The organism is Cobetia sp. 5-11-6-3, assembly GCF_013374055.1.
In the GTDB taxonomy this organism is placed as follows: domain Bacteria; phylum Pseudomonadota; class Gammaproteobacteria; order Pseudomonadales; family Halomonadaceae; genus Cobetia; species Cobetia marina.
Genome location: NZ_BLWJ01000002.1, coordinates 261,790 through 283,505, shown reverse-complemented (window position 1 = coordinate 283,505; position 21,716 = coordinate 261,790). Strand labels below are relative to the sequence as shown.

16 protein-coding genes are annotated in these 21,716 nt (G+C 64.2%); 4 read left to right on the top strand and 12 right to left on the bottom strand.

Annotation, left to right across the window (positions count from 1 at the left end; translation table 11 throughout):
* Positions 1-50: 50 nt before the first annotated feature.
* Complete coding sequence (locus HXS66_RS05165; protein ID WP_077379061.1) at positions 51-443, bottom strand: DUF4168 domain-containing protein; 393 nt, start codon at positions 441-443, stop codon at positions 51-53.
* Between the two features lie 440 nt (positions 444-883).
* Between HXS66_RS05165 and HXS66_RS05160 the strand changes: the two genes are divergently transcribed.
* On the top strand, positions 884-1,591 hold the full coding sequence (locus HXS66_RS05160) for a DUF4174 domain-containing protein (RefSeq protein ID WP_176503004.1): 708 nt from the start codon (positions 884-886) through the stop codon (positions 1,589-1,591).
* Between the two features lie 66 nt (positions 1,592-1,657).
* Here the strand turns inward: HXS66_RS05160 and HXS66_RS05155 are convergent, their stop codons facing one another.
* From HXS66_RS05155 to HXS66_RS05110, 10 genes are all read right to left on the bottom strand, one after another.
* Positions 1,658-2,587: an electron transfer flavoprotein subunit beta gene (locus HXS66_RS05155; protein WP_176503003.1), complete on the bottom strand. Its 930-nt coding sequence runs from the start codon at positions 2,585-2,587 to the stop codon at positions 1,658-1,660.
* Between the two features lie 33 nt (positions 2,588-2,620).
* Entirely contained in the window at positions 2,621-4,135 is a 1,515-nt protein-coding gene (locus HXS66_RS05150) for an electron transfer flavoprotein subunit alpha/FixB family protein (RefSeq protein WP_176503002.1), read from the bottom strand.
* Positions 4,132-6,336 (bottom strand): (Fe-S)-binding protein, encoded by a 2,205-nt coding sequence (locus HXS66_RS05145; RefSeq protein WP_176503001.1) that lies wholly within the window; start codon positions 6,334-6,336, stop codon positions 4,132-4,134. The genes HXS66_RS05150 and HXS66_RS05145 overlap by 4 nt, the downstream gene beginning before the upstream one ends.
* A gap of 32 nt (positions 6,337-6,368) precedes the next feature.
* A complete protein-coding gene (gene dgcA, locus HXS66_RS05140) occupies positions 6,369-8,447 on the bottom strand; it encodes a dimethylglycine demethylation protein DgcA (protein WP_077379051.1) in 2,079 nt (692 codons plus the stop codon).
* A gap of 290 nt (positions 8,448-8,737) precedes the next feature.
* On the bottom strand, positions 8,738-9,274 hold the full coding sequence (locus tag HXS66_RS05135; RefSeq protein WP_043333737.1) for a DUF5943 domain-containing protein: 537 nt from the start codon (positions 9,272-9,274) through the stop codon (positions 8,738-8,740).
* 123 nt (positions 9,275-9,397) lie between these two features.
* The gene (locus HXS66_RS05130) at positions 9,398-10,408 is read right to left on the bottom strand and encodes a dipeptidase (protein ID WP_077379049.1); all 1,011 of its coding nucleotides are present in this window, start codon (positions 10,406-10,408) and stop codon (positions 9,398-9,400) included.
* A 248-nt stretch (positions 10,409-10,656) separates the two neighbouring features.
* The gene (mtgA, locus tag HXS66_RS05125; RefSeq protein WP_077379047.1) at positions 10,657-11,418 is read right to left on the bottom strand and encodes a monofunctional biosynthetic peptidoglycan transglycosylase; all 762 of its coding nucleotides are present in this window, start codon (positions 11,416-11,418) and stop codon (positions 10,657-10,659) included.
* 289 nt (positions 11,419-11,707) lie between these two features.
* Entirely contained in the window at positions 11,708-12,997 is a 1,290-nt protein-coding gene (locus tag HXS66_RS05120) for a GlxA family transcriptional regulator (protein ID WP_255303103.1), read from the bottom strand.
* 635 nt (positions 12,998-13,632) lie between these two features.
* Positions 13,633-14,496, bottom strand: coding sequence for an S-formylglutathione hydrolase (gene fghA / locus HXS66_RS05115; protein ID WP_084209355.1), 864 nt, complete (start codon positions 14,494-14,496; stop codon positions 13,633-13,635).
* 133 nt (positions 14,497-14,629) lie between these two features.
* Positions 14,630-15,739, bottom strand: a complete 1,110-nt coding sequence (locus HXS66_RS05110) for an S-(hydroxymethyl)glutathione dehydrogenase/class III alcohol dehydrogenase (protein ID WP_077379043.1) — start codon at positions 15,737-15,739, stop codon at positions 14,630-14,632.
* Between the two features lie 239 nt (positions 15,740-15,978).
* Between HXS66_RS05110 and HXS66_RS05105 the strand changes: the two genes are divergently transcribed.
* Positions 15,979-16,872, top strand: a complete 894-nt coding sequence (locus HXS66_RS05105; protein ID WP_084209356.1) for a LysR family transcriptional regulator — start codon at positions 15,979-15,981, stop codon at positions 16,870-16,872.
* Between the two features lie 120 nt (positions 16,873-16,992).
* On the opposite strand, the gene HXS66_RS05100 is transcribed toward HXS66_RS05105, so the two are convergent.
* Complete coding sequence (locus HXS66_RS05100) at positions 16,993-18,519, bottom strand: NCS1 family nucleobase:cation symporter-1 (RefSeq protein ID WP_170877479.1); 1,527 nt, start codon at positions 18,517-18,519, stop codon at positions 16,993-16,995.
* Between the two features lie 834 nt (positions 18,520-19,353).
* Between HXS66_RS05100 and HXS66_RS05095 the strand changes: the two genes are divergently transcribed.
* Complete coding sequence (locus tag HXS66_RS05095; protein ID WP_373996120.1) at positions 19,354-20,190, top strand: nitrilase-related carbon-nitrogen hydrolase; 837 nt, start codon at positions 19,354-19,356, stop codon at positions 20,188-20,190.
* Positions 20,191-20,272: 82 nt separating this feature from the next.
* Positions 20,273-21,715 (top strand): dihydropyrimidinase, encoded by a 1,443-nt coding sequence (gene hydA / locus HXS66_RS05090; RefSeq protein ID WP_077379037.1) that lies wholly within the window; start codon positions 20,273-20,275, stop codon positions 21,713-21,715.
* The last annotated feature ends 1 nt before the right edge of the window (position 21,716 follow it).

Below are 21,716 nucleotides of genomic sequence, written 5' to 3'. Positions count from 1 at the left end.
AACCGGGGGCGGCGTTTTCATTGGATGACCCGAACGTCATCCAGGCAAGATCAGGAGTTTTCCTGAGCCAGCTTCTGCACCTTCTTCATCAGGTCCGGGTTGTTCTGCACCGCTTGACCGATGGAGTTGAAGGTCGCGACTTCCAGACCGGAGTCCTCGACCGCGCTGACCATCTCGTCATTGGCTTCCTGACGGACGCTCTGCTTTTCGGTCTCGTCGTCAGCTTCCTGCAGCTTGCCAGCGAAATCCTGGGAAATGCGTGCGATCTCCTGAGAGGCGGCAGCGAACTGTTCCAACTGCGCATCGCTGAAGTCACCGGCCTGAGCCTGTGTCGCCTGAGCAGGAGCCTGACCCTGGGCCGGTGCGTCAGCAGCGAACGCCGGCGCAGACATCATGCCCGCAGAGATCAGGGCAGCCGTCATGTATGCAGTCATCCGTTTCATTGCAACCTCCAGTCATTCATTGATCATCAAAAAGTGATTACACCAACTCAGACGGACACCACGGCCGGATGTTCAATCTTTCGTGTAACTGTTTGAAAAACATTCAGATAACTCTGGATACAACTGTCGCAAACGAGCAACGCAAAGACCACCAAGCCCCGCATGGCAGGCCTCCTGCGAGCTGGACACCCATACAAGCATCGAGTTGCCCGAGAAAGATCATGCAGACACTTTCCCTCATCTGGCAGCCATCCTGTCAGACAGCAGGCGTCATGTCCGTGCAGCTACCGCTGATATATCGCCCCGTGCAGTACCACACAAACCGCCTGCACAAGGTCGGCAAACTGGTGCAGACTGACATAACCTGACATCAGGCCCCTGCGTTGCGGTCCCATGCCGGACTGTCCTGCATTCTTGCCCCACGCCGCCGGAGGACTGTCATGTCCCGATATACGCCGTCTTCGCCCTCGCGCCGCTCGTTGCCGCGCCACATCGCTGTCCGGGCAGCATTCGCCCGAGGAGTGAGTCTGTGCCTGCTGGCCGGACTGTTCACCAGTCTCCCCGCCCAGGCCCTCAGCCTGCTGGATGAGAATCCGGAGCTGAATGCGCCCGCCGAGACTTCCGCAGGTGCACCGCCACCGCCCTCTCCTCCAGACACGGTAGATACCACCATGACCGCCGCCAACGTCGACCCCGCCGCCAATCCGCTGCTGAGCGAGACCTGGAACCGTCGCTCGCTGGTACTGGTCGCGCCAGATGAACAGGACCGTGAGCTGGAACGCCAGCGCGATGAGCTGCGCGCTACGCGTGGCGAGATGCAGCAGCGCGATGTCACGCTCTATACGCTGATGGGCACGCGCGGCATCCATGATGGCGTACCGATGAGCTTCGAGGAGGTTCGTGCCCTGCGTGATGCCATGCAGCTGCGCGAGGGCGCGCCCTTCACCGTCATCCTGATCGGCAAGGACGGTGGCAAGAAGATGCAGCTGGAGGGGTTCGTCGCACCGGACCAGATCTATCAGGTGATCGACAGCATGCCGATGCGCCAGCGCGAAGCCGGCGAGGCCACCCGTCAGACCTCCTCGGGTAGCGAGGAACATACCTCGCCCGCGCCGTTGGATGACGAGGATTGGCAGTGGGATGAATGACACGCCTGAACGACGAAACGCCTCTGCCAGCCGAGCTGACAGGGGCGTTTTCATGTCTGCGCAGCTTCAGCGCAGCACGCCTTCCTCACGCAGCAGCTTGAGGATTTCCGCTGCGCCCTCCTCCGCACTCACGCCATCCAGACGCTTGCCGCTCCCCCCTTCGGCCTTGGCGGCCGCGGCCTTGAAGCGGTCCCGCGCGCTGGTCGCCTTGATGCGCTTCAAGCGCTTGGGTCGCTTGCGAGCCGGGGCCACGCCGAAGGCCTCGGCCACCGCGTCATGGGCAAGCTCACCGCTTGCCAGTGAGGCAAGTTCACCCCGCCGCGCCTGCGCGAAGGCCGACTGACGTGCCGCCGGCGCGGCGGCATCGACGCTGACAAGTGCCGGAAGCTTCACCCGCAGTCGCCGCCGCTGGCCACGCGGCAGGGCCTGCAAGGCGGTGAGATGCGCGCCATCGCAGCTCTCGATCGCAACGATACCCTCCACCAGCGGCCAGCCGAGGCTTTCCGCCAGCAGATGCGGCAGCAGGCCACTGCCCTCGCCGGTCTCACTCTGGCCACCGCACACCACCAGCTGCGGTGCCGCCTGCTTGAGGCGCGTCACCAGCAGCGGCCAGACATCGATGACCGGTTGATCGGCAGCCGCCGCCTGCGGATCGACAGCCGTGAGCGACGAATCGACAGCCTTGAGCGGTTCAGCTTGAAGAGAGTCAGGCGTCACCAGCGTCAACGACTCCAGCCCCATGCCCAGATAGCCACGCAGCGCCTGGTCCTGCTCGCTGCCAGGCGCGATCTTGCTGCCACTGGCGTGCCAGGCGCTGAGGCTGACGGCACCGGGTGCCGACTGGCGCTCCAATGCCAGACACAGCTCCAGGGCGCGGGCATCCTGCTCGGCGCGCCGCAGACGCCCCGAGACCGGGTGCTGCCCCAGCGATACCAGACTCACGACCTCAAGCGGTTCCGAGGCCTGCTGCGCAATGGACGAATGATCTGCCTTCATGTCCTTCTCCTTTCTCCTGTCGCAGGCGCGAGTTCAGGCCGCGTCGGCGGCAAGCGTGGCGGATGACGGGCTGGATGACGGGTTGGAGGACGGGTTGGAGGACATAGTGGGCGCAGTAGACGACTGACCCGCCGCCGAGGCACCACCTGCCGCCTGGGCGTCACCACCGGCACCGCGTTCGGCCTCGAGCTGCTGACAGAGACTGGCGAGGATCGCCCCGGCATCGCCGATCACCGACAGATCCGCGCGCTTGACCATGTCACAGCCGCCATCGAGATTGATCGCCACCACCTTGTCGCAGCGCTGGATGCCCTGCAGATGCTGGATGGCCCCCGAGATGCCCACCGCCACGTACACCCGCGCCGTCACCCAGGTACCGGTGGCGCCGACCTGACGGGCACGCGGCATGAAGCCGTCATCCACCGCCACCCGCGAGGCGCCTTCGGTGGCCCCCAGCAGGCTGGCGGCACGGTGGAAGCCATCCCAATCGCGAATGCCGTTGCCCGCCGAGAGAATGAATTCCGCCTCGCCCAGCGCGATTGCGGAGGGATCGACGGCCACCGGGCCCAGATCCTCGATCACGTCTGGTATGGCGCGCGCGGTGCTGTCCGCCTCCCACTCAAGCGGCAGCGCGGCGTGGCGCACATCTTCCACCGGCTCGGCGCATTCCGCCTCGCACAGCAGGATACGGGTCAGCGGACGGGTCAGGTCCTGCTGACCATTGCCGCTGCGCCCGGTGACGTTCACCTCGGCAAGCTCGCCACGCCCGATGGCGGCAAGCTCACCCTCGAGCTGATAGACATTGCCGCTGGGCCGCGCCAGCGCATCGCCCTGGCACAGCAGACGCGCCCCGAGACGCCGGCCGCGCTCACCGCCGCCAGTGCGGGATTCCGGCAGCAACCACAGCCGTGGTGCCAGGCGTGTATCAATGGCCTCAAGCTCCGCCAGCTGGGCCAGCGGCGCGTAACCATCGTGGACACTGTCGGCAAAGTGCAGCCAGCGATCGGCACCCGCCGCACCGAGTCCGACACTGTCGGCGGCGTCACCCTCCTCGCGCAAGGTGCCGAAGGTGACGGCCAACACCGCCCCCAGATGGGCGGGGTCGGCATCGGCGATCTGACGCGCCAGCCCCAGCACATCGCGGTCGTGGCTCGAGAGTCGCCCGCCGGTCATGTCCGGCACCACCGCGATCAGGAAGGCGGGTGATGCGATCTCGACCAGCGGCAGCACGCGCGCCTTGGCAACGACGGCGGCCTGACCGGCACCTGCCGCGGCAGGCCCGGAGCGGCCACTGCGGTCGATGCGTTTGCGGCCATTGGCGGCGATGAAGTGGCCGACGTGGGGATTGCGACGCATCACGCCCTTCGGGCCCATCCAGCGTTCCTGAGGAGTGGCCGCGCCTCGGCCCAGCGCCTGCAGCGCGCTGAGATGCTGCGGGTGCAGACGATTGCGTGCCTGCTGCTCCAGGCGCGGGTCACGGCGTGGCAGTGGCTCGCGCTCGGATGGGTGTGGATGCTCGGTTGCTTGTGGATCGACGGGGATTGTCATGCCGCCACCTCCGCGTCAGTGGGCTGCGTGGTCGACGCCGCCAAGCCTTGCGTGGACAAGCCCTGAGTGGACGCATCCGCTACCAGCGCCCGCGCCATCAGCTCCGCCAGATCCAGCACCTGGGGTTCGGCTTCACCCGCCGGCGCCACCACGCCTTCCAGCATCGCGGTGCACTGCGGGCAGCCCACCGCCACTACCTCGGCGCCGGTCTCGCGCACGTCGCCCATGCGCATGTCGGGGATACGCTGCTTGCCGGGAATGTCCGTCACCGGCGCGCCACCGCCGCCACCACAGCAGCGTGAGCGGAAGCCGGAGCGCTGCATCTCGCGCACTTCCAGTCCCAGTGCCGCCAGCAGGGTACGCGGCGCCTCGAATTCCCCGTTGTAGCGGCCCAGATAGCAGGGGTCATGCCAGGTGACCGAGCCGAGCGTGGCCAGTCTGGTGGCATCGAGACTCAGACGACCTGCCGCCAGCAGCTCGTTCATGTAGCTGGTGTGGTGATTGACGAGGTAGTCGCCACCGAAGGCGGCATATTCACGTCCCAGCACATGGAAGCTGTGCGGATCACAGGTGATGATGCGCGCGAAGCGGTACTTCGACAGGGTGGCGATATTGCGGGTGGCCAGCGACTGGAAGGTCGCCTCGTCACCCAGACGGCGTGCCACGTCGCCACTGTCACGCTCCTCGGCACCGAGGATGGCGAAATCGACCCTGGCCGCGCGCAGCACCTGCACGAAGGCGCGCAGCGTGCGCTGGTTGCGCATGTCGAAGGCACCATCGCCCAGCCACAGCAGCGCTTCCACCGGACGTGGATCACGCGCCGCTTCCCGAGCGGCCTGAACCTCGGCGATGCGCGGCAGGTCGAGATCCGCCGCCCAGTGCAGACGCGCCTCGAGCGCGAAACCGCCCGGATTGTCGGTGGCGATCAGATTGTCGAGCACCTCGACGCCCTTGCCTGGGGTCGCGCCCTGCTCCAGCGTCATGTGGCGCCGCATGTCGACGATGGCATCGACGTGCTCGATCATCATCGGGCACTCCTCGACGCAGGCACGACAGGTAGTGCAGGCCCACAGGGTTTCCGGCTCGACCAGTACCGTGAATTCGTGGATCAGCTTGTCGGCGTCTGCCGGCTTGCCCGCAGCGCCCGGGGCCGCCTTGATCTGGATCGGCCCAGAAGTCGCTGCCTGACCTGCCGGGCGAGCATGCGGAGAGGCCCCGACGATGACCTGTTGCGGGCCGCCGCCATGCTGGCCGGGCGCGCGCTTCGGCTCATCGCCCGGATAGGGTGAACCGGCGTAGGCGGCATCGCTGCCCCCCGCCATGCCCACCACCATGTCCTGAATCAGTTTCTTGGGATTGAGCGGCTGACCGGCCGCGAACGCCGGACACACCGCTTCACAGCGCCCGCATTGCACGCAGGCATCGAAGCCCAGCAGCTGACGCCAGTTGAAGTCGGACGGCTTGCCGACGCCCAGCGGTGCCTCGGGATTGGAAAGATCCAGCGGCAGCAGCGCGCTGTCGCGGATGCCGGCACTGTCACGGGTGCTGAAACGCGCCGGACGCCGATGGAAGGCCAGATGCAGCGCGCCCGCGAAGGCATGCTTCATCGGCCCGGTAATGCGCGAGCCACCGCCGGTCATGCCGACGATCATCTCGAGCAGCCCCCAGGCGATCCCCGCCACCAGCACCAGCCCGAGGATACCGCCGGAGATCATGCCGCCGACGCCTTCCGGCAGCACCAGTGACAGACTCATCACGAACAGGCTGGCAGAGAACACCAGCAGGCTTTTTGGCAGACGCATCCACGGACCACGCGACAGGCGCGCCGGCGGGTCGAGACGACGACGACGCACGAACAGCGCACCAGCGAACATCGCGCCACTGGCCAGCAGCAGCAAGACGCCCAGCCAGGCGGAGTCGATGCCGAAGCCGTAGACCACCACTATCAGCAGCGCCGCGGCCACGAAGCCACCTCCGGTGGCGACGTGGGTATTGGCCATGTAGCGGTCCCGCGCGACCACGTGGTGCAGGTCCACCCCGTAGCGGCGCGGCACCTTGGCCAGGCTCGCGATCAGCTCTCCCACGCTCATGGACGTGGCATCCGCCCGCCCCTGGCGCCACAGGCCGATGCGCTTGACCGCACCGATGGCGGCCAGCGCCAAGGCGGCGAAGATCAACACCGACAACACTGTTTCGTTCATAGCCAAACCTCCCACCGATGTGTCAGACGCGATCAGAAATCCTTGCACAGGCGCAGGGCGTCATAGATGGCGGCGTGGGTGTTGCGCGGTGCATTGCAGTCGCCGAGACGGAACAGCAGGTAATCATCCCCGTCGGTGGCCTGACTCAGGCACGGCTGCGGCTTGATGGCGTAGAGCGACTCGACGTCGATCTGGCCCTTGTTGAGCGAGCCGTCCTTGAAGGCGTAGTAGAGCGCTTCATCCGGGCGCACGCCGTTCTCGACCACGATCTGGTCGACGACGCGTTCTTCCAGCGTGCCGGTGTATTCATTCTCGAGCACCGCCACCAGCCCCTCGCCTTCGCGGTAGACCTCATGCAGCACCATGTCGGAGGTCATCACGACTTCCTTGGCATACAGGCTGCGGTAATAGGTCGGGAAGGTGGTACCGCCGACCGCCGCCCCCGGCTTGATGTCATCGGTGACGATCTCGACCCTGGCGCCCTTGGTGGCCAGATAATCGGCCACCGAGACACCGGAGAATTCGCAGATGCTGTCGTAGATCAGCACGTTGCTGCCCGGCGCGACACGCCCGTCCAGCACGTCCCAGGAAGAGACGATCAGGCTCTTGGCCGGGTCCTCGTCGTAGCCCCAGGATTCGAACTGCTCCATGAACGGACGGCCGCCCACCGCGAGGATCACCACGTCAGCACGCAGGTCACGGATGGTGGCCTCATCGGCGCGGGTGCCCAGGCGCAGGTCGACCTTCAGACGTGCCAGCTCCAGCTGATACCAGCGGGTGATACCGGCGATCTGGTCACGCTGCGGCGCCTTGGAAGCCGTGGTGATCTGGCCACCCAGCTCTTCCTTCGCCTCGAAGAGCGTCACGGCATGGCCACGCTCGGCACACACGCGGGCCGCTTCCATGCCGGCCGGACCGCCACCGACGATGACGACCTTGCGCACCGGGCCGCTGGTCTTCTCGATCTCGTGCGGCAGGCCCATGTATTCGCGTGACGTCGCGGCATTCTGGATGCACAGCACGTCCAGCCCCTGGTACTGGCGGTCGATGCAGTAGTTGGCGCCGACGCACTGCTTGATCTGGTCGAGCTGACCCATCTTGATCTTGGCAATGATGTGCGGGTCGGCGATGTGCGCGCGGGTCATGCCGACCATGTCGACATAGCCGCCTTCCAGGATGCGCTCGGCCTGATTGGGGTCCTTGATGTTCTGGGCGTGGATCACCGGAATCTTGACCACTTCCTTGATGCCGGAGGCCAGGTGCAGGAAGGGTTCCGGCGGGTAGGACATGTTGGGAATGACGTTGGCGAGGCTGTTGTGGGTATCGCAGCCGGAGCCGATCACGCCGAAGAAATCGAGCAGACCCGTGGCGTCGTAATAGGCCGCGATCTGCTTCATGTCGTCATGCGACAGGCCATCGGGATGGAATTCATCACCACAGATGCGCATGCCGACCACGAAGTCGTCGCCGACCTCGGCGCGCACCGCCTTGAGCACCTCGATACCGAACTTCATGCGACCCTCGAAGCTGCCGCCCCACTCATCGGTGCGCTTGTTGACGCGCGGGCTCCAGAACTGGTCGATCAGGTGCTGGTGCACGGCGGACAGCTCGACGCCGTCCAGGCCGCCTTCCTTGGCACGCCGCGCCGCCTGGGCGAAGTCGGCGATGATGCGCTGGATCTCCTCCACCTCGATGGTCTTGCAGGTGGAGCGGTGCACCGGCTCGCGGATACCGGACGGCGACATCAGCGAGGTCCAGTCGAAACCGTCCCAGCGTGAGCGACGGCCCATGTGGGTAATCTGGATCATGATCTTGCCGCCATGCTTGTGCACGGCATCGGCCAGATTCTGGAAATGCGGGATGATGCGGTCGGTCGACAGATTGACGGAGCTCCACCAGCCCTGCGGGCTGTCGATGGAGACCACCGAGGAGCCACCACAGATGCACAGGCCACACCCGCCCTTGGCCTTCTCTTCGTAGTAGCGCACGTAGCGCTCGGTGGTCATGCCGCCATCGGTGGCATACACCTCGGCATGGGCGGTACTGACGACGCGGTTGCGGATGGTCAGCTTGCCGATCTCGATCGGCTGGAAGAGTGCGTCGAATGCCATGGTGAAAGCTCCTCGCCGGGGAGAGCGCCGCCTTGTCACGCCGGCCTGGCCTGCCCGCCGCCTCGAGTCGGGGCTCGTGGCGGCGGGCGGCGTCAGGCGTCTTGCATGTCAGGAAAGGCGGCGCTCAGGCGTTGCGTTGTCGTTGTTGTGTATGTGGTGAGTGTCGTGACAGAGAGAGGATCGGGCAGCCGGTTTTTGCTTTTGCCTTTTGCCTTTTGCCTGGTCCGGACCTGGGCCGGGCCTGGGCCTTGACCCGAGCCATGGAATAGAGAGTGGCGGATCTGAAAACGTCACACTGTTCCGGGAGCGACCTCGAAATACCCCACATCACAGCCTTCCTCACCACCGCTCTGGGTCTGGACGGCGACGGTGCGCAGCTCGCTGCCACGCGCGGCCAGAATCTGGTCCATCGCGCCGGCGAACCAGCCGGTGAACATGTACTCAAGCTTTGTGCCGGTCTTGCCCTGCTGATAGACGAAGCAGGAGTGCTCCAGGCGTACCTTGCAGGTGCCGCGCTCCAGATCGATCTCCTCGGTGATGAACAGACCCCAGCCGCGCTGCGATAGACGCTTCATGTAGTGCTCGAAGACTTCCACGCCGACCAGGCCGTGCAGCTCGGCTTCCTTCTCGCACCAGTGCCAGGCGCTCTTGTAGCCGGCGTGATAGAGAATCTCGGCGTACTTCTCCACGCCCAGCGCCTCTTCCACCGCGACATGGTTGTTGATGAAGAAGTGACGCGGCACGTACAGCATCGGCAGTGCGTCGGAGGTCCAGACGCCGGTCTCGCTATCCACCTCGATCGGCAGTTCAGGGGCCATCTTGCTCATGTCGGTGTCCTCAAAAGGGGCTGAAAGGGAGATGCAAAAGAGAGTTCAAGAAAGAGATCAGGAGAGAGATCACGAAAGTGCGATCAAGAAAGAGCGAACCAGAAAAGGCCCAGGCAGGCAGACTCAGCCGCCCCAGACGTTTTCCAGCGTGCGCAGCCAGTTCTCGCCCATGATCTTGCGCACCTGGTGCTCGCTCATGCCGCGACGCAGCAGCGCCTCGGTCAGATTGGGGAACTCGCCGATGGTGCGGATGCCTTCCGGATTGACGATCTTGCCGAAGTTGGTCAGACGACGGGCGTAGCCCTTGTCGTGGGTCAGCCACTCGAAGAAGTCCTGACCGTGACCCTGGGTGAAATCGGTGCCGATGCCGATGGCATCCTCGCCGACCAGGTTCATCACGTATTCGATGGCCTCGACGTAGTCATCGACGGTGGCGTTGACGCCGGCCCGGAGGAAGGGGGTGAACATGGTGACGCCGACGAAGCCGCCGTGTTCGGCGATGAAGCGCAGCTCGGCATCGGACTTGTTGCGCGGGTGGTCCTTGAGACCGGCCGGCGCGCAGTGGGAGTAGCAGACAGGGACTTTCGATTCGAGGATGACTTCCTCGGAGGTCTTCGAGCCGACGTGGGACAGGTCACACATCACGCCGACGCGGTTCATCTCGGCGACCATCTCGCGCCCGAAGCCGGACAGGCCGCCATCGCGCTCGTAGCAGCCGGTACCGACCAGATTCTGGGTGTTGTAGCACATCTGCACGATGCCCACGCCGAGCTGCTTGAAGACATCGACATAGCCGATCTGGTCTTCATAGGCGTTGGCATTCTGGAAGCCGTAGATGATGCCGGTCTTGCCCGCGGCCTTGGCGGCGCGGATGTCGGCGGCGGTGCGCGCCACGCAGACCAGGTCACTGCTCTCGGCGATCAGCTGGTTGCTCTTGACGATGTTGTTGACGGTCGCCTGGAAGCCTTCCCAGACCGAGACGGTGCAGTTGGCCGCACTCAGACCGCCCTTGCGCATGTCCTCGAACAGCTCGCGCTGCCACTTGGCGATCACCAGACCATCGATGACGATGCTGTCATCGTGCAGGGCGCGGGCCGCATCGGACCCACCGAAGGAGGAGGAGAATTCGGACATCATGTCGCTCCGGCGCTGGGCAGGCGGCTCTGGAAGTCAGGTCACTGCCCGTACCCGGCGGACAGGGTCTGCCGGAACACGATCTCCAGCAGGCTGTGCCAGCATAGTCCTGCCCTCTTCCCCCTCTGACGCCAGATACGACGCGTGGCTACCGAATCGCGTCAGGACTGTCGTTTCTGAAACGACGACGCCCCGACTCGAGAGAGCCGGGGCGTCGTGGGACAGCCGATGGTGTACCGTCAAGCCGGTCAGTGCGCGGGGGACAGCTCCTTCAGCGAAGGCAGCAGGTCCCAGCTCAACCAGCCACGCGGCTGTTCCAGCCGCTTGAGATAGCCCATGCCGAGATTGTTCATCTGGCGCCGCGTCCAGCTGGCACGCCGCTGGATATAGGCCGAGGGCTTGCCGGCATTGAAGCGGATCGGATTGGGCAGTACCGCCGCCAGCAGGCTGGCCTGGTAGGCGGACAGGCTGGCGGCATCGGTATTGAAGTGATGTTCGGCCGCAGCCTCGACACCGAACACCCCCGGCCCCCACTCGGCGACGTTCAGATAGACCTCGAGAATGCGCTCCTTGGGCCAGATCACCTCGATCAGGATGGTGAACCAGACCTCCAGCCCCTTGCGCACCCAGCTGCGCCCGTTCCACAGGAAGACATTCTTGGCGGTCTGCTGGCTGATGGTACTGGCGCCACGCAGACGCTCACCGGCCAGGCGCGCATCGATGGCCTTGACGATCTGATCGACATCGAAGCCGTAGTGATCGGGAAATTTCTGGTCTTCCGAGGCGATCACCGCCAGCCGGGCATTGCGGGAAATCTCCTCCATCGGCACCCAGTCATGCTGGAGCGCCATCGGCGCCCCCGAGACCAGGCTGTAGCCCCACTTCTCCAGCATCACCATCGACACCGGCAATGGCACGAAGCGCAGCAACACCACCAGGCCGACACAGGCCACCATCCAGCAGGCGACGATCTTGAATGCCCACACCGCCAGCCAGCGCAGACGCTCCATCGGGCGCATCTTCACGGACCCCGCCGGCCTGCGTGTCGCGCCGCGGCGTGCCGATTGCCCATCGCGGGTCTTCTGCCCCTGTGTTCGTGCCATCCCTCGCCGTCCCCTGTCGCGCGTGTCGTGGCTGATCACGACGGGACATCCCGTCTCCCAGCCCTTGTTGTCAGCTACTGCCTCATGCAGCGCTCGAGTGTACCAGAGCCCGCCGATGGCTCCTGTGAAAACCAAGATGCCCCGGCCGAAGGGCAGGGGCATCGAGGGGTCATCCCGTCACGCAAGTGTATGGCGATCAGAGCCTGACGCTTGCGTAGGTTGGCTCGCCACGCGCATTGGCCAGCGCCAGGATCGCCGAGGATACCGGCGATTCGGCGGCGGTATGCAGCGGCGAGGAGGCAGTCGTCTGGCTCAGCGACTGATGGATGGCACCATGCAGTACGCCTTCCAGACTGGCCACGCCGTGCAGCTGATGATCGACATCGGCACGACACGGCACGTCAGACACGCCGGGCTGACGCTCACCACCGATACGCTCATCGCGCGGCGGCATGCCGAAGTACTCGCGGTAGCATTTGGAGAAGTGCGGCGTGGAGACGAAGCCACAGGCCGAGGCCACCTCGATGATCGACAGCGCCGTCTGCTTGAGCAGCTGACGCGCCCGCGTCAGGCGCAGCTTGAGGTAGTAGCGCGACGGTGAGCAGTGCAGATAGCGCTGGAACAGGCGCTCCAGCTGACGGCGCGAGACATCCACGTAGTGGGCCAGCTCGTCCAGACCGATGGGCTCCTCCAGATTGGCCTCCATCAGCGCGACGATTTCCAGAAGCTTGGGCTGGGTGGTGCCCAGCACGTGCTTGAGCGGGACACGCTGCTGGTCCTGCTCGCCGCGCACGCGGTCACAGATGAACATCTCGGAGATGCCCGCCGCCAGCTCGCGGCCATGCTCGCGAGCGATCATGGTCAATACCATGTCCATCGGCGCGGTGCCGCCCGAGGCGGTAGCACGCTGCTGGTCGATGGAGAACAGCCGCGTGGTCAGCGGTACGCGCGGGAAGGCCTCCTGCATGGCCGCCAGACACTCCCAGTGAATGCTGGTCTCGTGACCTTCCAGCAGCCCGGCCTGCGCCAGCGCCCAGCTGCCGGTACACACGGCGCCCAGCTGACGGCCAGCGCGCGCCTGGGCCTGCAGCCAGCTGACATGCGGGCGCTGCACCGCCCGCTGGATACCGACGCCGCCACAGACGATGGCCATGTCCAGCGCCGGACAGGTCTCGGCCGACACATCCGGCGTGACCTGCAGACCATCGCTGGCACGCACGGGCATGCCTTCCAGGGTCACGGTGTACCAGCGATACAGCTCACGTCCGGCCAGCTGATTGGCCATGCGCAGCGGTTCCACCGCCGAGGCCAGCGAGATGAGCGTGAAGCTGTCGAGCAGCAGGAAGCCGATGGTCTGCGGCTGGCGTGTCTCGCCGGCCTGAGGGCCCAGCGAGAGAGCCCCCGCCCGGCGGGAATCGGAGGAAAAGCCGGATGTCATGTGAGAGCGATCGTGCGGGCGATCAATGCGGCCACTGGTCAGTGCCATGGGGAACTCCTTCTTGCTATCTGCCTGAGTTGCAGACCGGAGCATGAATGCCCTCACCCGGATCAGTCGGCGATCAGGGGGCCCGCGATATTGTCGTTGTTGGCACTCAGCAGGGAATCGACCGGAAGGTTGGCGATTCCAGCAGTGATGACAGCCATCATCGTGATCTCTCGCTTGAGCGACTCGGGATACGACCCGAAGGAGTCCGATAACGTCAGGGGTGTCGTGAATCACTGCTTGGACGTCGTGCGTTGTCCACCTCTCGACAGTAAACCATCGCCCTGATACCGCGCAGCGATTAAATCGCCGCTGCACGGCAAATCATCGTTGCTGTACGGCACAGAATAACGCCGTGATTGGCTGACATCGATGCGATATAACCGCGAGCCACGAAAACCGCCCTTCATAGCGAAAGGTTCTGAAGGGTGGTGTCGCTCATGACGGAAAAACGACAACCCCGACATCCTGTGATGGATGCCGGGGCTGTCGTTTCTGTCTTTCACGCAGGTTCTCTGCTCGGGGAGCGATCCCCTGTGGCTGGCAATGTCACATCACAGCTCGAGGCTTCAGACTCACCTCAAGAAAGAAGGTGCTTCGCATGCCTTTTCATCTCTACCGGCCACCACACTCACACCTCAAAGGAGGTGTTTCGCATGGTAGGTCAGATGCTCATCGATGAAGCTGGCCATGAAGAAGTAGCTGTGATCGTAGCCGGGCTGGCGACGCAGGATCAGCGGGTGGTCCTGCTCGGCGCAGACCGCCTCCAGACGCTCCGGCTTGAGCTGCTCTTCCAGGAACTGGTCATTCTCGCCCTGCTCGACGAACAGCTCCTGACGCGCGGCACCGCTGTTGCCCGCCTGCTTGACCAGCTCGCAGGTATCCCACTGCGCCCACTGGGTGCGGTCATCGCCGAGATAGCCGCTGAAGGCCTTCTCGCCCCACGGGCAGGCCATCGGATTGGCGATCGGCGCGAAGGCGGAGACCGAGCGATAGCGCCCCGGATTCTTCAGCGCGCAGATCAGCGCGCCGTGGCCGCCCATGGAGTGACCGGAGATGGACTCGCGTTCGCCATCCACCGGGAAGTGACGCTTGACGAGCGCCGGCAACTCCTCGGTGACGTAGTCGTACATGCGGTAATGGCGCGCCCACGGCTCGCGGGTGGCATTGACGTAGAAGCCGGCACCGCTGCCGAAGTCATAGCTCTCGTCTTCGCCGGGCAGGTCCACGCCACGCGGGCTGGTGTCCGGGCAGATCAGGGCGATGCCCAGCTCGGCTGCCTTGCGCTGCGCGCCGGCCTTCTGCATGAAGTTCTCGTCAGTGCAGGTCAGCCCCGACAGCCACCACAGCATCGGCACCGGGCCCTGTTCGGCCTGCGGCGGCAGATAGATGGCGAACACCATGTCGCAATCCAGACTGCCGCTGCGGTGACGGTAACGCTTGAGCCAGCCACCATGCACCTTGTTGGCGCTGACCAGCTCGAGTTGTTCGGTCGCGGTCATCATGCTCTCCCTTGTGATATCGCCTCATGAAGACGGCGTCGGCAAGCCGACGCCGTTTCACGCTCCGAGCCCGCCCAGGCATCACGCTTGCCTGCCCGGCCCGGAGGCGTTTCAGCCAAAGATCGCTCGCGGATCAGAAGCTCAGCACGGTACGGATCGACTTGCCTTCATGCAGCAGGTCGAAGGCCTCGTTGATCTTCTCGAACGGCATCTGGTGGGTGACGAAGTCGTCGAGGTTGATCGCGCCATCCATGTAGCGCTCGACGTAGCCCGGAAGCTCGGTACGGCCCTTGACGCCACCGAAGGCGGAGCCTTTCCAGACGCGCCCGGTCACCAGCTGGAACGGACGGGTGGCGATCTCTTCACCGGCACCGGCGACGCCGATGATGATGGATTCGCCCCAGCCCTTGTGCGCGCACTCGAGCGCGGCACGCATGACCTTGACGTTGCCGATGCACTCGAAGGAGTAATCGACGCCGCCGTCGGTCATGTCGACGATGGCTTCCTGGACCGGCACGGACAGCTTGCTCGGGTTGACGAAGTCGGTGGCGCCGAACTTGCGGGCCAGATCGAACTTGTCCTCATTGATGTCGATGGCGATGATGCGCGACGCCTTGGCCATCACCGCGCCCTGGATGGCGGCCAGACCGATGGCACCGAGACCGAAGATGGCCACGGTGGCACCCGGCTCGACCTTGGCGGTGTTCATCACCGCACCGATACCGGTGGTGACGCCACAGCCCAGCAGGCAGATCTTGTCCAGCGGCGCTTCCTTGGACACCTTGGCCAGCGAGACTTCCGGCACCACGGTGTACTCGGAGAAGGTAGAGGTGCCCATGTAGTGGTGCAGCATCTTGCCATCGAGGGAGAAGCGCGAGGTGCCGTCCGGCATCAGGCCGCGACCCTGGGTGGCACGCACGGCGCTGCACAGGTTGGTCTTGCCGGAGAGGCAGAACTTGCACTTGCCACATTCGGCGGTATAGAGCGGGATGACGTGGTCGCCCGGCACCAGACCGGTGACGCCCTCGCCCACTTCCTCGACGATACCCGCGCCTTCATGGCCCAGCACGGACGGGAACAGGCCTTCGGGGTCTGCGCCGGACAGGGTGTAGGCATCGGTGTGGCAGACGGCGGTATTGACGATGCGTACCAACACCTCGCCGGCCTTAGGTCCTTCGACATCGATCTCGACCAGCTCCAGCGGCTTGCCGGCTTCCAGCGCAATCGCAGCACGTGATTTCATTAATATCTCCTCGGAGCAACAATGGCGGTAGACTGATCCGTGGCATTCTCCCGGCGAGCCTGTCGGTGACCCCTTGCTCACAAGGGGCTCACGCGGGGGGACAGGCAAGGAGCAATGCATTGCCGCAACGCGTGCGGTGCCATCAGTATGCAACACAGTCTACGCAGTGACCTTGGCGGGATTAAGCCGTCAGCACTCAGATGATTATTGTCACTCAACAACAATGATGAGGAGCGGGCATGCAGCGTTGGGACCGCATCGAAGCCTTTGTGGAAGTCGTCAGAATCGGCTCGTTTTCCGGTGCCGCCCGTCATCTCGGGGTCTCCAGCTCACATGTCAGTCGCCTGATCAGCCAGCTGGAAGCCCAGCTTGATACCCAGTTGCTCTATCGCACGACCCGTCAGACGCGTCTCACCGATGCCGGACAGGTGTATTACGAGCACTGCCATCACCTCTTCGATGGCTTCCGCGCCGCCGAACAGGCCATCGGCGACTTCCATGCCCGTCCCAGCGGCGTGCTCAAGCTGACCAGCGCCACCACCTTCGGTGAGCGCTACGTCGCGCCACTGGTCAACGACTTCCAGCTGATGCACCCGCAGCTGGAGGTGCAGATGCACTTCACCAATCGTCCGGTGGAATTGATCGACGAGGGCTTCGATGTCGCCATTCGCATGGGCGTGCTCAAGGACTCCTCGCTGATCGCGCGGCGACTGGTGGACCGCCAGGAGTATGTCGTCGCCTCGCACGACTACTTTCAGCGTGCGCCGCGCCCGCACACGCTGGCGGAGCTCTCCAGCCACCGCTGCCTGGCGGGCTCCAAGCGTGAATGGCTGTTCGAGGTCGAGGGCCAGCGACGCGAGGTGCGCATCTCCGGCAGCTGGCAGGCCAATTCCGGGCCGGCACTGCTGGACGCCACGCTCAAGGGCCTCGGGCTTGCCCAGATTCCCGACTATTACGTCGCGCCTCACCTGGCCAGTGGCCAGCTGATCTCGGTGCTGGATGAGTATCAGGTGCGCGATACCGGGGTGTGGATCGTCTATCCCCGCCACCGCCATCTCTCACCCAAGGTGCGCCAGTTCGTCGACTTCATGGTCGAGCGCTTCGAGGACGGCATCCCCGGCCTGGTGGGCTGACGGCCAGGGCGCGAATGCCTCAACCGGCCGTCACTTCCCCTTGCCACGACGACAGACGGGCTGCCGATGGGCAGCCCGTCTGTCGTTGCACGTTGCGTTGCGAGCTATCCGCCAGCGGCATCAGGCACGCTGTGCGCCGCCACCCGGTATCGCCTCCGGCAGGTGCACCGGAGGCGCCTTGACCAGCAGCTTGCTGGCCACGAAGTAGACCAGCGCCCCCAGCAGCGAGCCGGTGAACCAGCCGTAGTCGTAGAACCAGGAAAGCCCGGGCTGCGAGAAGCTGATCACCGTCAGCCCCACCGGCACGAAGAAGGCGATGAAGCCCGCTGGATTGAAGGCCGGGTAGGTGCTGCCATCCAGATAGAGCGCCGGCAGATCGAAGGACTGGCGACGGATCACGAAGTAGTCGACGATCATGATTCCCGCGATCGGCCCCAGCAGACTCGAATAGCCCAGCAGCCAGTTGGAATAGAGGCTCTCGAGGCTCACGTCGGAGACGATCCAGCCCATCTTCTTGATCAGCTCGAAGCCCATCAGCAGCACCCCGACCAGCCCGGTGAGCAGCACGCCGCGCGTCTGGTTGATGAATTTCGGCGCGATGTTCTGGAAATCATTGGTCGGCGAGACGATGTTGGCGGCGGTGTTGGTGGAGAGCGTCGCGATGATGATCAGCACCATGGCGATGGCGACCCAGCCGGGGCTGTCGATGCGACCGATCAGGTTGACCGGGTCGGAGATGGTCTCCCCCACCAGCGAGCTGGAAGCGGCCGTCAGCACCACGCCGAGCGCCGCGAAGAAGAACATCGTCAGCGGCAGGCCGATGATCTGACCGACGATCTGGTCCTTCTGGCTCTTCGCGTAACGACTGAAGTCCGGGATGTTCAGCGACAGCGTCGCCCAGAAGCCGACCATCGCGGTCAGGCCCGCCATGAAGTAGCTGGCCACGCCATCGCCTTCGGGACGATTCGGTGGCTGGGCCAGCAGTTCGCTGATCGAGGTATGCGGCAGCGCCCACACCATCAGGCCGACCCCCACCGCCAGCAGCAAGGGCGCGGAGAGCGTCTCCAGCCACTTGATGGATTCCGCGCCGCGAATCACCACGAACAGGTTGAGCGCCCAGAAGATGAAGAAGCCGATGACCTCGCCTACCCCGCCCAGTGCCTTCCAGTCGGCCGAGAGGCTCGACAGCAGCAGGTGAATCGCCAGGCCGCCGAACATCGTCTGGATACCGAACCAGCCACAGGCGACCACCGCCCGAATCATGCACGGCACGTTGGAGCCGATGATCCCGAACGATGAACGCAGCACTACCGGAAAGGGAATCCCGAAACGCGTGCCGGGGAAGGCGTTCAGCGTCAGTGGAATCAGTACCACCAGATTGGCGACCAGAATCGTGATCAGCGCCTCGCCGACACTCAATCCGAAGTAGGCAGTGAGCACGCCGCCCAGGGTATAGGTGGGTACGCAGATCGACATGCCGACCCACAGCGCGGCGATATTCCAGCGCGACCAGGTGCGCTCAGCGCTCCTGGTCGGCGCGATATCCTCGTTGTAGCGCGGGCTGCGGGCGACGTCCTGCGCCACCACCAGCTCGATCATTTCCTCATTGCTGCGCACCATGTGCGAGCGAGTCTGTGTCGGGGCCATGAGTCCTCACCTGTTCAGCTGTTGTTATTGTTGAGGGTGATGCACGTCGCTTGTCCTGGCTTTGCGCTCTGTGGCGCGTCTTGCCGTCTTTGAAGATCCGTCCCTTCCTTCACCCTCCTGATTCACTTTTCACCCTGTTTCAGCCAAGGGATGCTCGAATTACCCATCATCATGAAGCGGTACCTTTCATGGGCAAATCGCATGCCGATGGCGGCATTATTGCCGTCAAATCAAACCTGTCGCGCAAGACAACTTGAGAGGCAATGGCGCGGGTTTGACCGTCTGATGCCCATCAGGTGGCGACACGCCGTGTTCGCGCCAATTGTCAGTATGGTCAGGTTCCAAGCTGGTGCAAGGCGGTCTTGCACAGGGCGCATACAGACGATCACAAGCCACTGATGCGCATTGAGTTTCCCTTTGAAAATCGCGTGAACCACGCTGATTCTCCTGGCACCACAATGGTGAATTCATGCGAAATCTTGACCGAAAATCCTTTTATAACAACAAGATAAATTCACGAGACTTTATTTGACACTTCGTCTTGCCGAACGCGGGAACACTGTCTAATGTTCATTAAGCTGACTGGCGAGACAGGATTTGCATCGGACCTTCCCTGACCCACGATACCTGCCGCCGGCATGCAGACTTTCCGGACAGGCGGAGTGATTTTCCAGAACCCATTTCGCGCCATCCCGGTTCACCCGCTCTGCCCACCAGCACTCATTGAAGACAACAACAACCGGCGCCAAGCCGCCCGATGAGGATGACATGTCGAACGACTCCCGCATCTCCTATACCGAGGATGCCGGCAAGCTGCGCTGCGCCGTCATCCAGATGGGACTCAACGTCTCCACCGACCTCGAGCCCGCACAGATCCGCGATGCCATGAACGAGGCCCACCTGCCGCTGATCGACCAGGCCGGTGAGGCAGGCGTCAAGATCCTGTGCTTCCAGGAAGTCTTCAATCAGCCCTATTTCTGCCCGAGCCAGGATGCCAAGTGGTATGCCGCCGCCGAGCGCGTGCCCGACGGCCCCACCGTCACCCTGATGCAGCAGTACGCGAAGAAGCATCAGATGGTGATCATCGTGCCCCTCTACGAGGAAGTGCAGCCGGGGGTGTACTACAACACCGCCGCCGTCATCGATGCCGACGGCAGCTATCTGGGCAAGTATCACAAGACCCACATCCCGCAGGTGGCGGGCTTCTGGGAGAAATTCTTCTTCAAGCCCGGCAAGTCCGACTGGCCGGTCTTCGACACCGCCTACGGGCGCATCGGCGTCTACATCTGCTACGACCGCCACTTCCCGGAAGGCTGGCGCGCATTGGCGCTCAACGGCGCCGAGATCATCTTCAATCCCTCCGCCACCGTCGCCGGCCTCTCCCAGTATCTGTGGGAGCTGGAACAGCCCGCCTCCGCCGCCGCCAATGGCTGCTACATCGCCGCCATCAACCGTGTCGGCCATGAACAACCCTGGGATATCGGCGAGTTCTACGGTTCCTCCTACTTCGTGAATCCACGCGGCCAGATCGAAGCCCAGGCCAGTGCCACCGAGGACGAGCTGTTGATCCACGACCTCGACATGTCGATGGTGCGCGAGGTGCGCAACAACTGGCAGTTCTTCCGCGACCGCCGTCCGGACGCCTATACCCGCCTCACCGATGGTGAATGACGGCCAGCACGATAACGACAACGACAACACGACCTGACACTCAATGCCGGACAAGGCCGCGCGATGCGGCCGGGAGAGATTCATGGCAATCCTGATCAAGGGCGGCAGTATCCAGACCCACGAAGAGCGCTACACCGCCGATGTGCTGTGTGACGGCGAAACCATCACCGCCATCGGCACCGACCTCGAGGTACCGGACGACTGCGAGGTGATCGACGCCAGCGGCTGTCTGGTGATGCCCGGCGGCATCGACCCGCACACCCACATGCAGCTGCCCTTCATGGGCACCGTGGCCAGCGAGGATTTCCAGAGCGGCACCGCCGCGGCGCTGGCCGGCGGTACCACCATGATCATCGATTTCGTGATTCCCTCCCCCCAGCAACCGCTGATGGAGGCCTATCACACCTGGCGCGAGTGGGCCGAGAAGTCGTGCTGCGACTACAGCTTCCACGTCGCCGTCACCTGGTGGGACGAGAGCGTCAGCCAGGACATGCAGACGCTGGTCTCCGATTACGGGGTCAACAGCTTCAAGCACTTCATGGCCTACAAGAACGCCATCATGGCGCCAGACGACACCCTCGTCTCGAGCTTCGCGCGCTGTCTGGAGCTGGGCGCGATTCCCACCGTGCATGCCGAGAACGGCGAGCTGGTCTATCACCTGCAGCAGAAGCTGCTGGCCGATGGCATCACCGGGCCCGAGGCACATCCGCTGTCGCGTCCCCCGCAGGTCGAGGGCGAGGCCGCCAGCCGCGCCATCCGCATCGCCGGCACTCTGGGCACGCCGGTGTATCTGGTGCACGTCTCCACCGCCGATGCGCTGGAGGAGATCCGCTACGCCCGCGAGCACGGTCAGCCGGTCTACGGCGAGGTGCTGGCAGGCCATCTGCTGATCGATGAAGCGGTCTATCAGAACAAGAGCTGGGAATTCGCGGCAGGCCACGTGATGAGCCCGCCGTTCCGCTCGCTGGAACATCGTCAGGCGCTGTGGGGCGGCATCCAGTCCGGTGACCTGCAGACCACCGCCACCGATCACTGCTGCTTCTGCGCCGAGCAGAAGGAGATGGGCAAGGACGACTTCTCGAAGATTCCCAACGGCACCGCCGGGGTCGAGGATCGCATGGCGATGCTGTGGCACGAGGGCGTCAACACCGGGCGCTTCTCCGCCGAGGACTTCGTCGGCCTGACCTCCACCAACGCCGCCAAGATCTTCAATCTGTACCCGCGCAAGGGCGCGATCCGGGTCGGCAGCGACGCCGATATCGTGGTCTGGGACCCTAACGCCGAACGCACCATCTCGGCGAAGACTCACCACCAGAACATCGACTTCAACATCTTCGAAGGCCGCACCGTCAAGGGTATCCCGCGTCACACCATCAGCCGCGGCGACTGGGCATGGCGCGATGGCGAACTGCATGCCAAGCGCGGTCACGGCCAGTACGTCGAACGCCCGCCCTACCCCAGTGTCTTCGACCAGCTCAAGGCCCGCGCCGAGAGCAATGTCGTCACCGCCGTGGATCGAAGCTGAC

Excerpts from the sequence above, each read along its gene's own strand:
- hydA (WP_077379037.1), top strand. The coding sequence starts at position 20,273 with ATGGCAATCCTGATCAAGGGCGGCAGTATCCAGACCCACGAAGAGCGC.
- HXS66_RS05120 (WP_255303103.1), bottom strand. The coding sequence starts at position 12,997 with ATGGCACTGACCAGTGGCCGCATTGATCGCCCGCACGATCGCTCTCAC.
- HXS66_RS05095 (WP_373996120.1), top strand. The coding sequence starts at position 19,354 with ATGGGACTCAACGTCTCCACCGACCTCGAGCCCGCACAGATCCGCGAT.
- fghA (WP_084209355.1), bottom strand. The coding sequence starts at position 14,496 with ATGACCGCGACCGAACAACTCGAGCTGGTCAGCGCCAACAAGGTGCAT.
- HXS66_RS05110 (WP_077379043.1), bottom strand. The coding sequence starts at position 15,739 with ATGAAATCACGTGCTGCGATTGCGCTGGAAGCCGGCAAGCCGCTGGAG.
- HXS66_RS05155 (WP_176503003.1), bottom strand. The coding sequence starts at position 2,587 with ATGAAGGCAGATCATTCGTCCATTGCGCAGCAGGCCTCGGAACCGCTT.
- HXS66_RS05165 (WP_077379061.1), bottom strand. The coding sequence starts at position 443 with ATGAAACGGATGACTGCATACATGACGGCTGCCCTGATCTCTGCGGGC.
- HXS66_RS05135 (WP_043333737.1), bottom strand. The coding sequence starts at position 9,274 with ATGAGCAAGATGGCCCCTGAACTGCCGATCGAGGTGGATAGCGAGACC.
- HXS66_RS05145 (WP_176503001.1), bottom strand. The coding sequence starts at position 6,336 with ATGAACGAAACAGTGTTGTCGGTGTTGATCTTCGCCGCCTTGGCGCTG.
- HXS66_RS05130 (WP_077379049.1), bottom strand. The coding sequence starts at position 10,408 with ATGTCCGAATTCTCCTCCTCCTTCGGTGGGTCCGATGCGGCCCGCGCC.
- HXS66_RS05160 (WP_176503004.1), top strand. The coding sequence starts at position 884 with ATGTCCCGATATACGCCGTCTTCGCCCTCGCGCCGCTCGTTGCCGCGC.
- HXS66_RS05105 (WP_084209356.1), top strand. The coding sequence starts at position 15,979 with ATGCAGCGTTGGGACCGCATCGAAGCCTTTGTGGAAGTCGTCAGAATC.
- HXS66_RS05100 (WP_170877479.1), bottom strand. The coding sequence starts at position 18,519 with ATGGCCCCGACACAGACTCGCTCGCACATGGTGCGCAGCAATGAGGAA.
- HXS66_RS05150 (WP_176503002.1), bottom strand. The coding sequence starts at position 4,135 with ATGACAATCCCCGTCGATCCACAAGCAACCGAGCATCCACACCCATCC.
- mtgA (WP_077379047.1), bottom strand. The coding sequence starts at position 11,418 with ATGGAGCGTCTGCGCTGGCTGGCGGTGTGGGCATTCAAGATCGTCGCC.
- dgcA (WP_077379051.1), bottom strand. The coding sequence starts at position 8,447 with ATGGCATTCGACGCACTCTTCCAGCCGATCGAGATCGGCAAGCTGACC.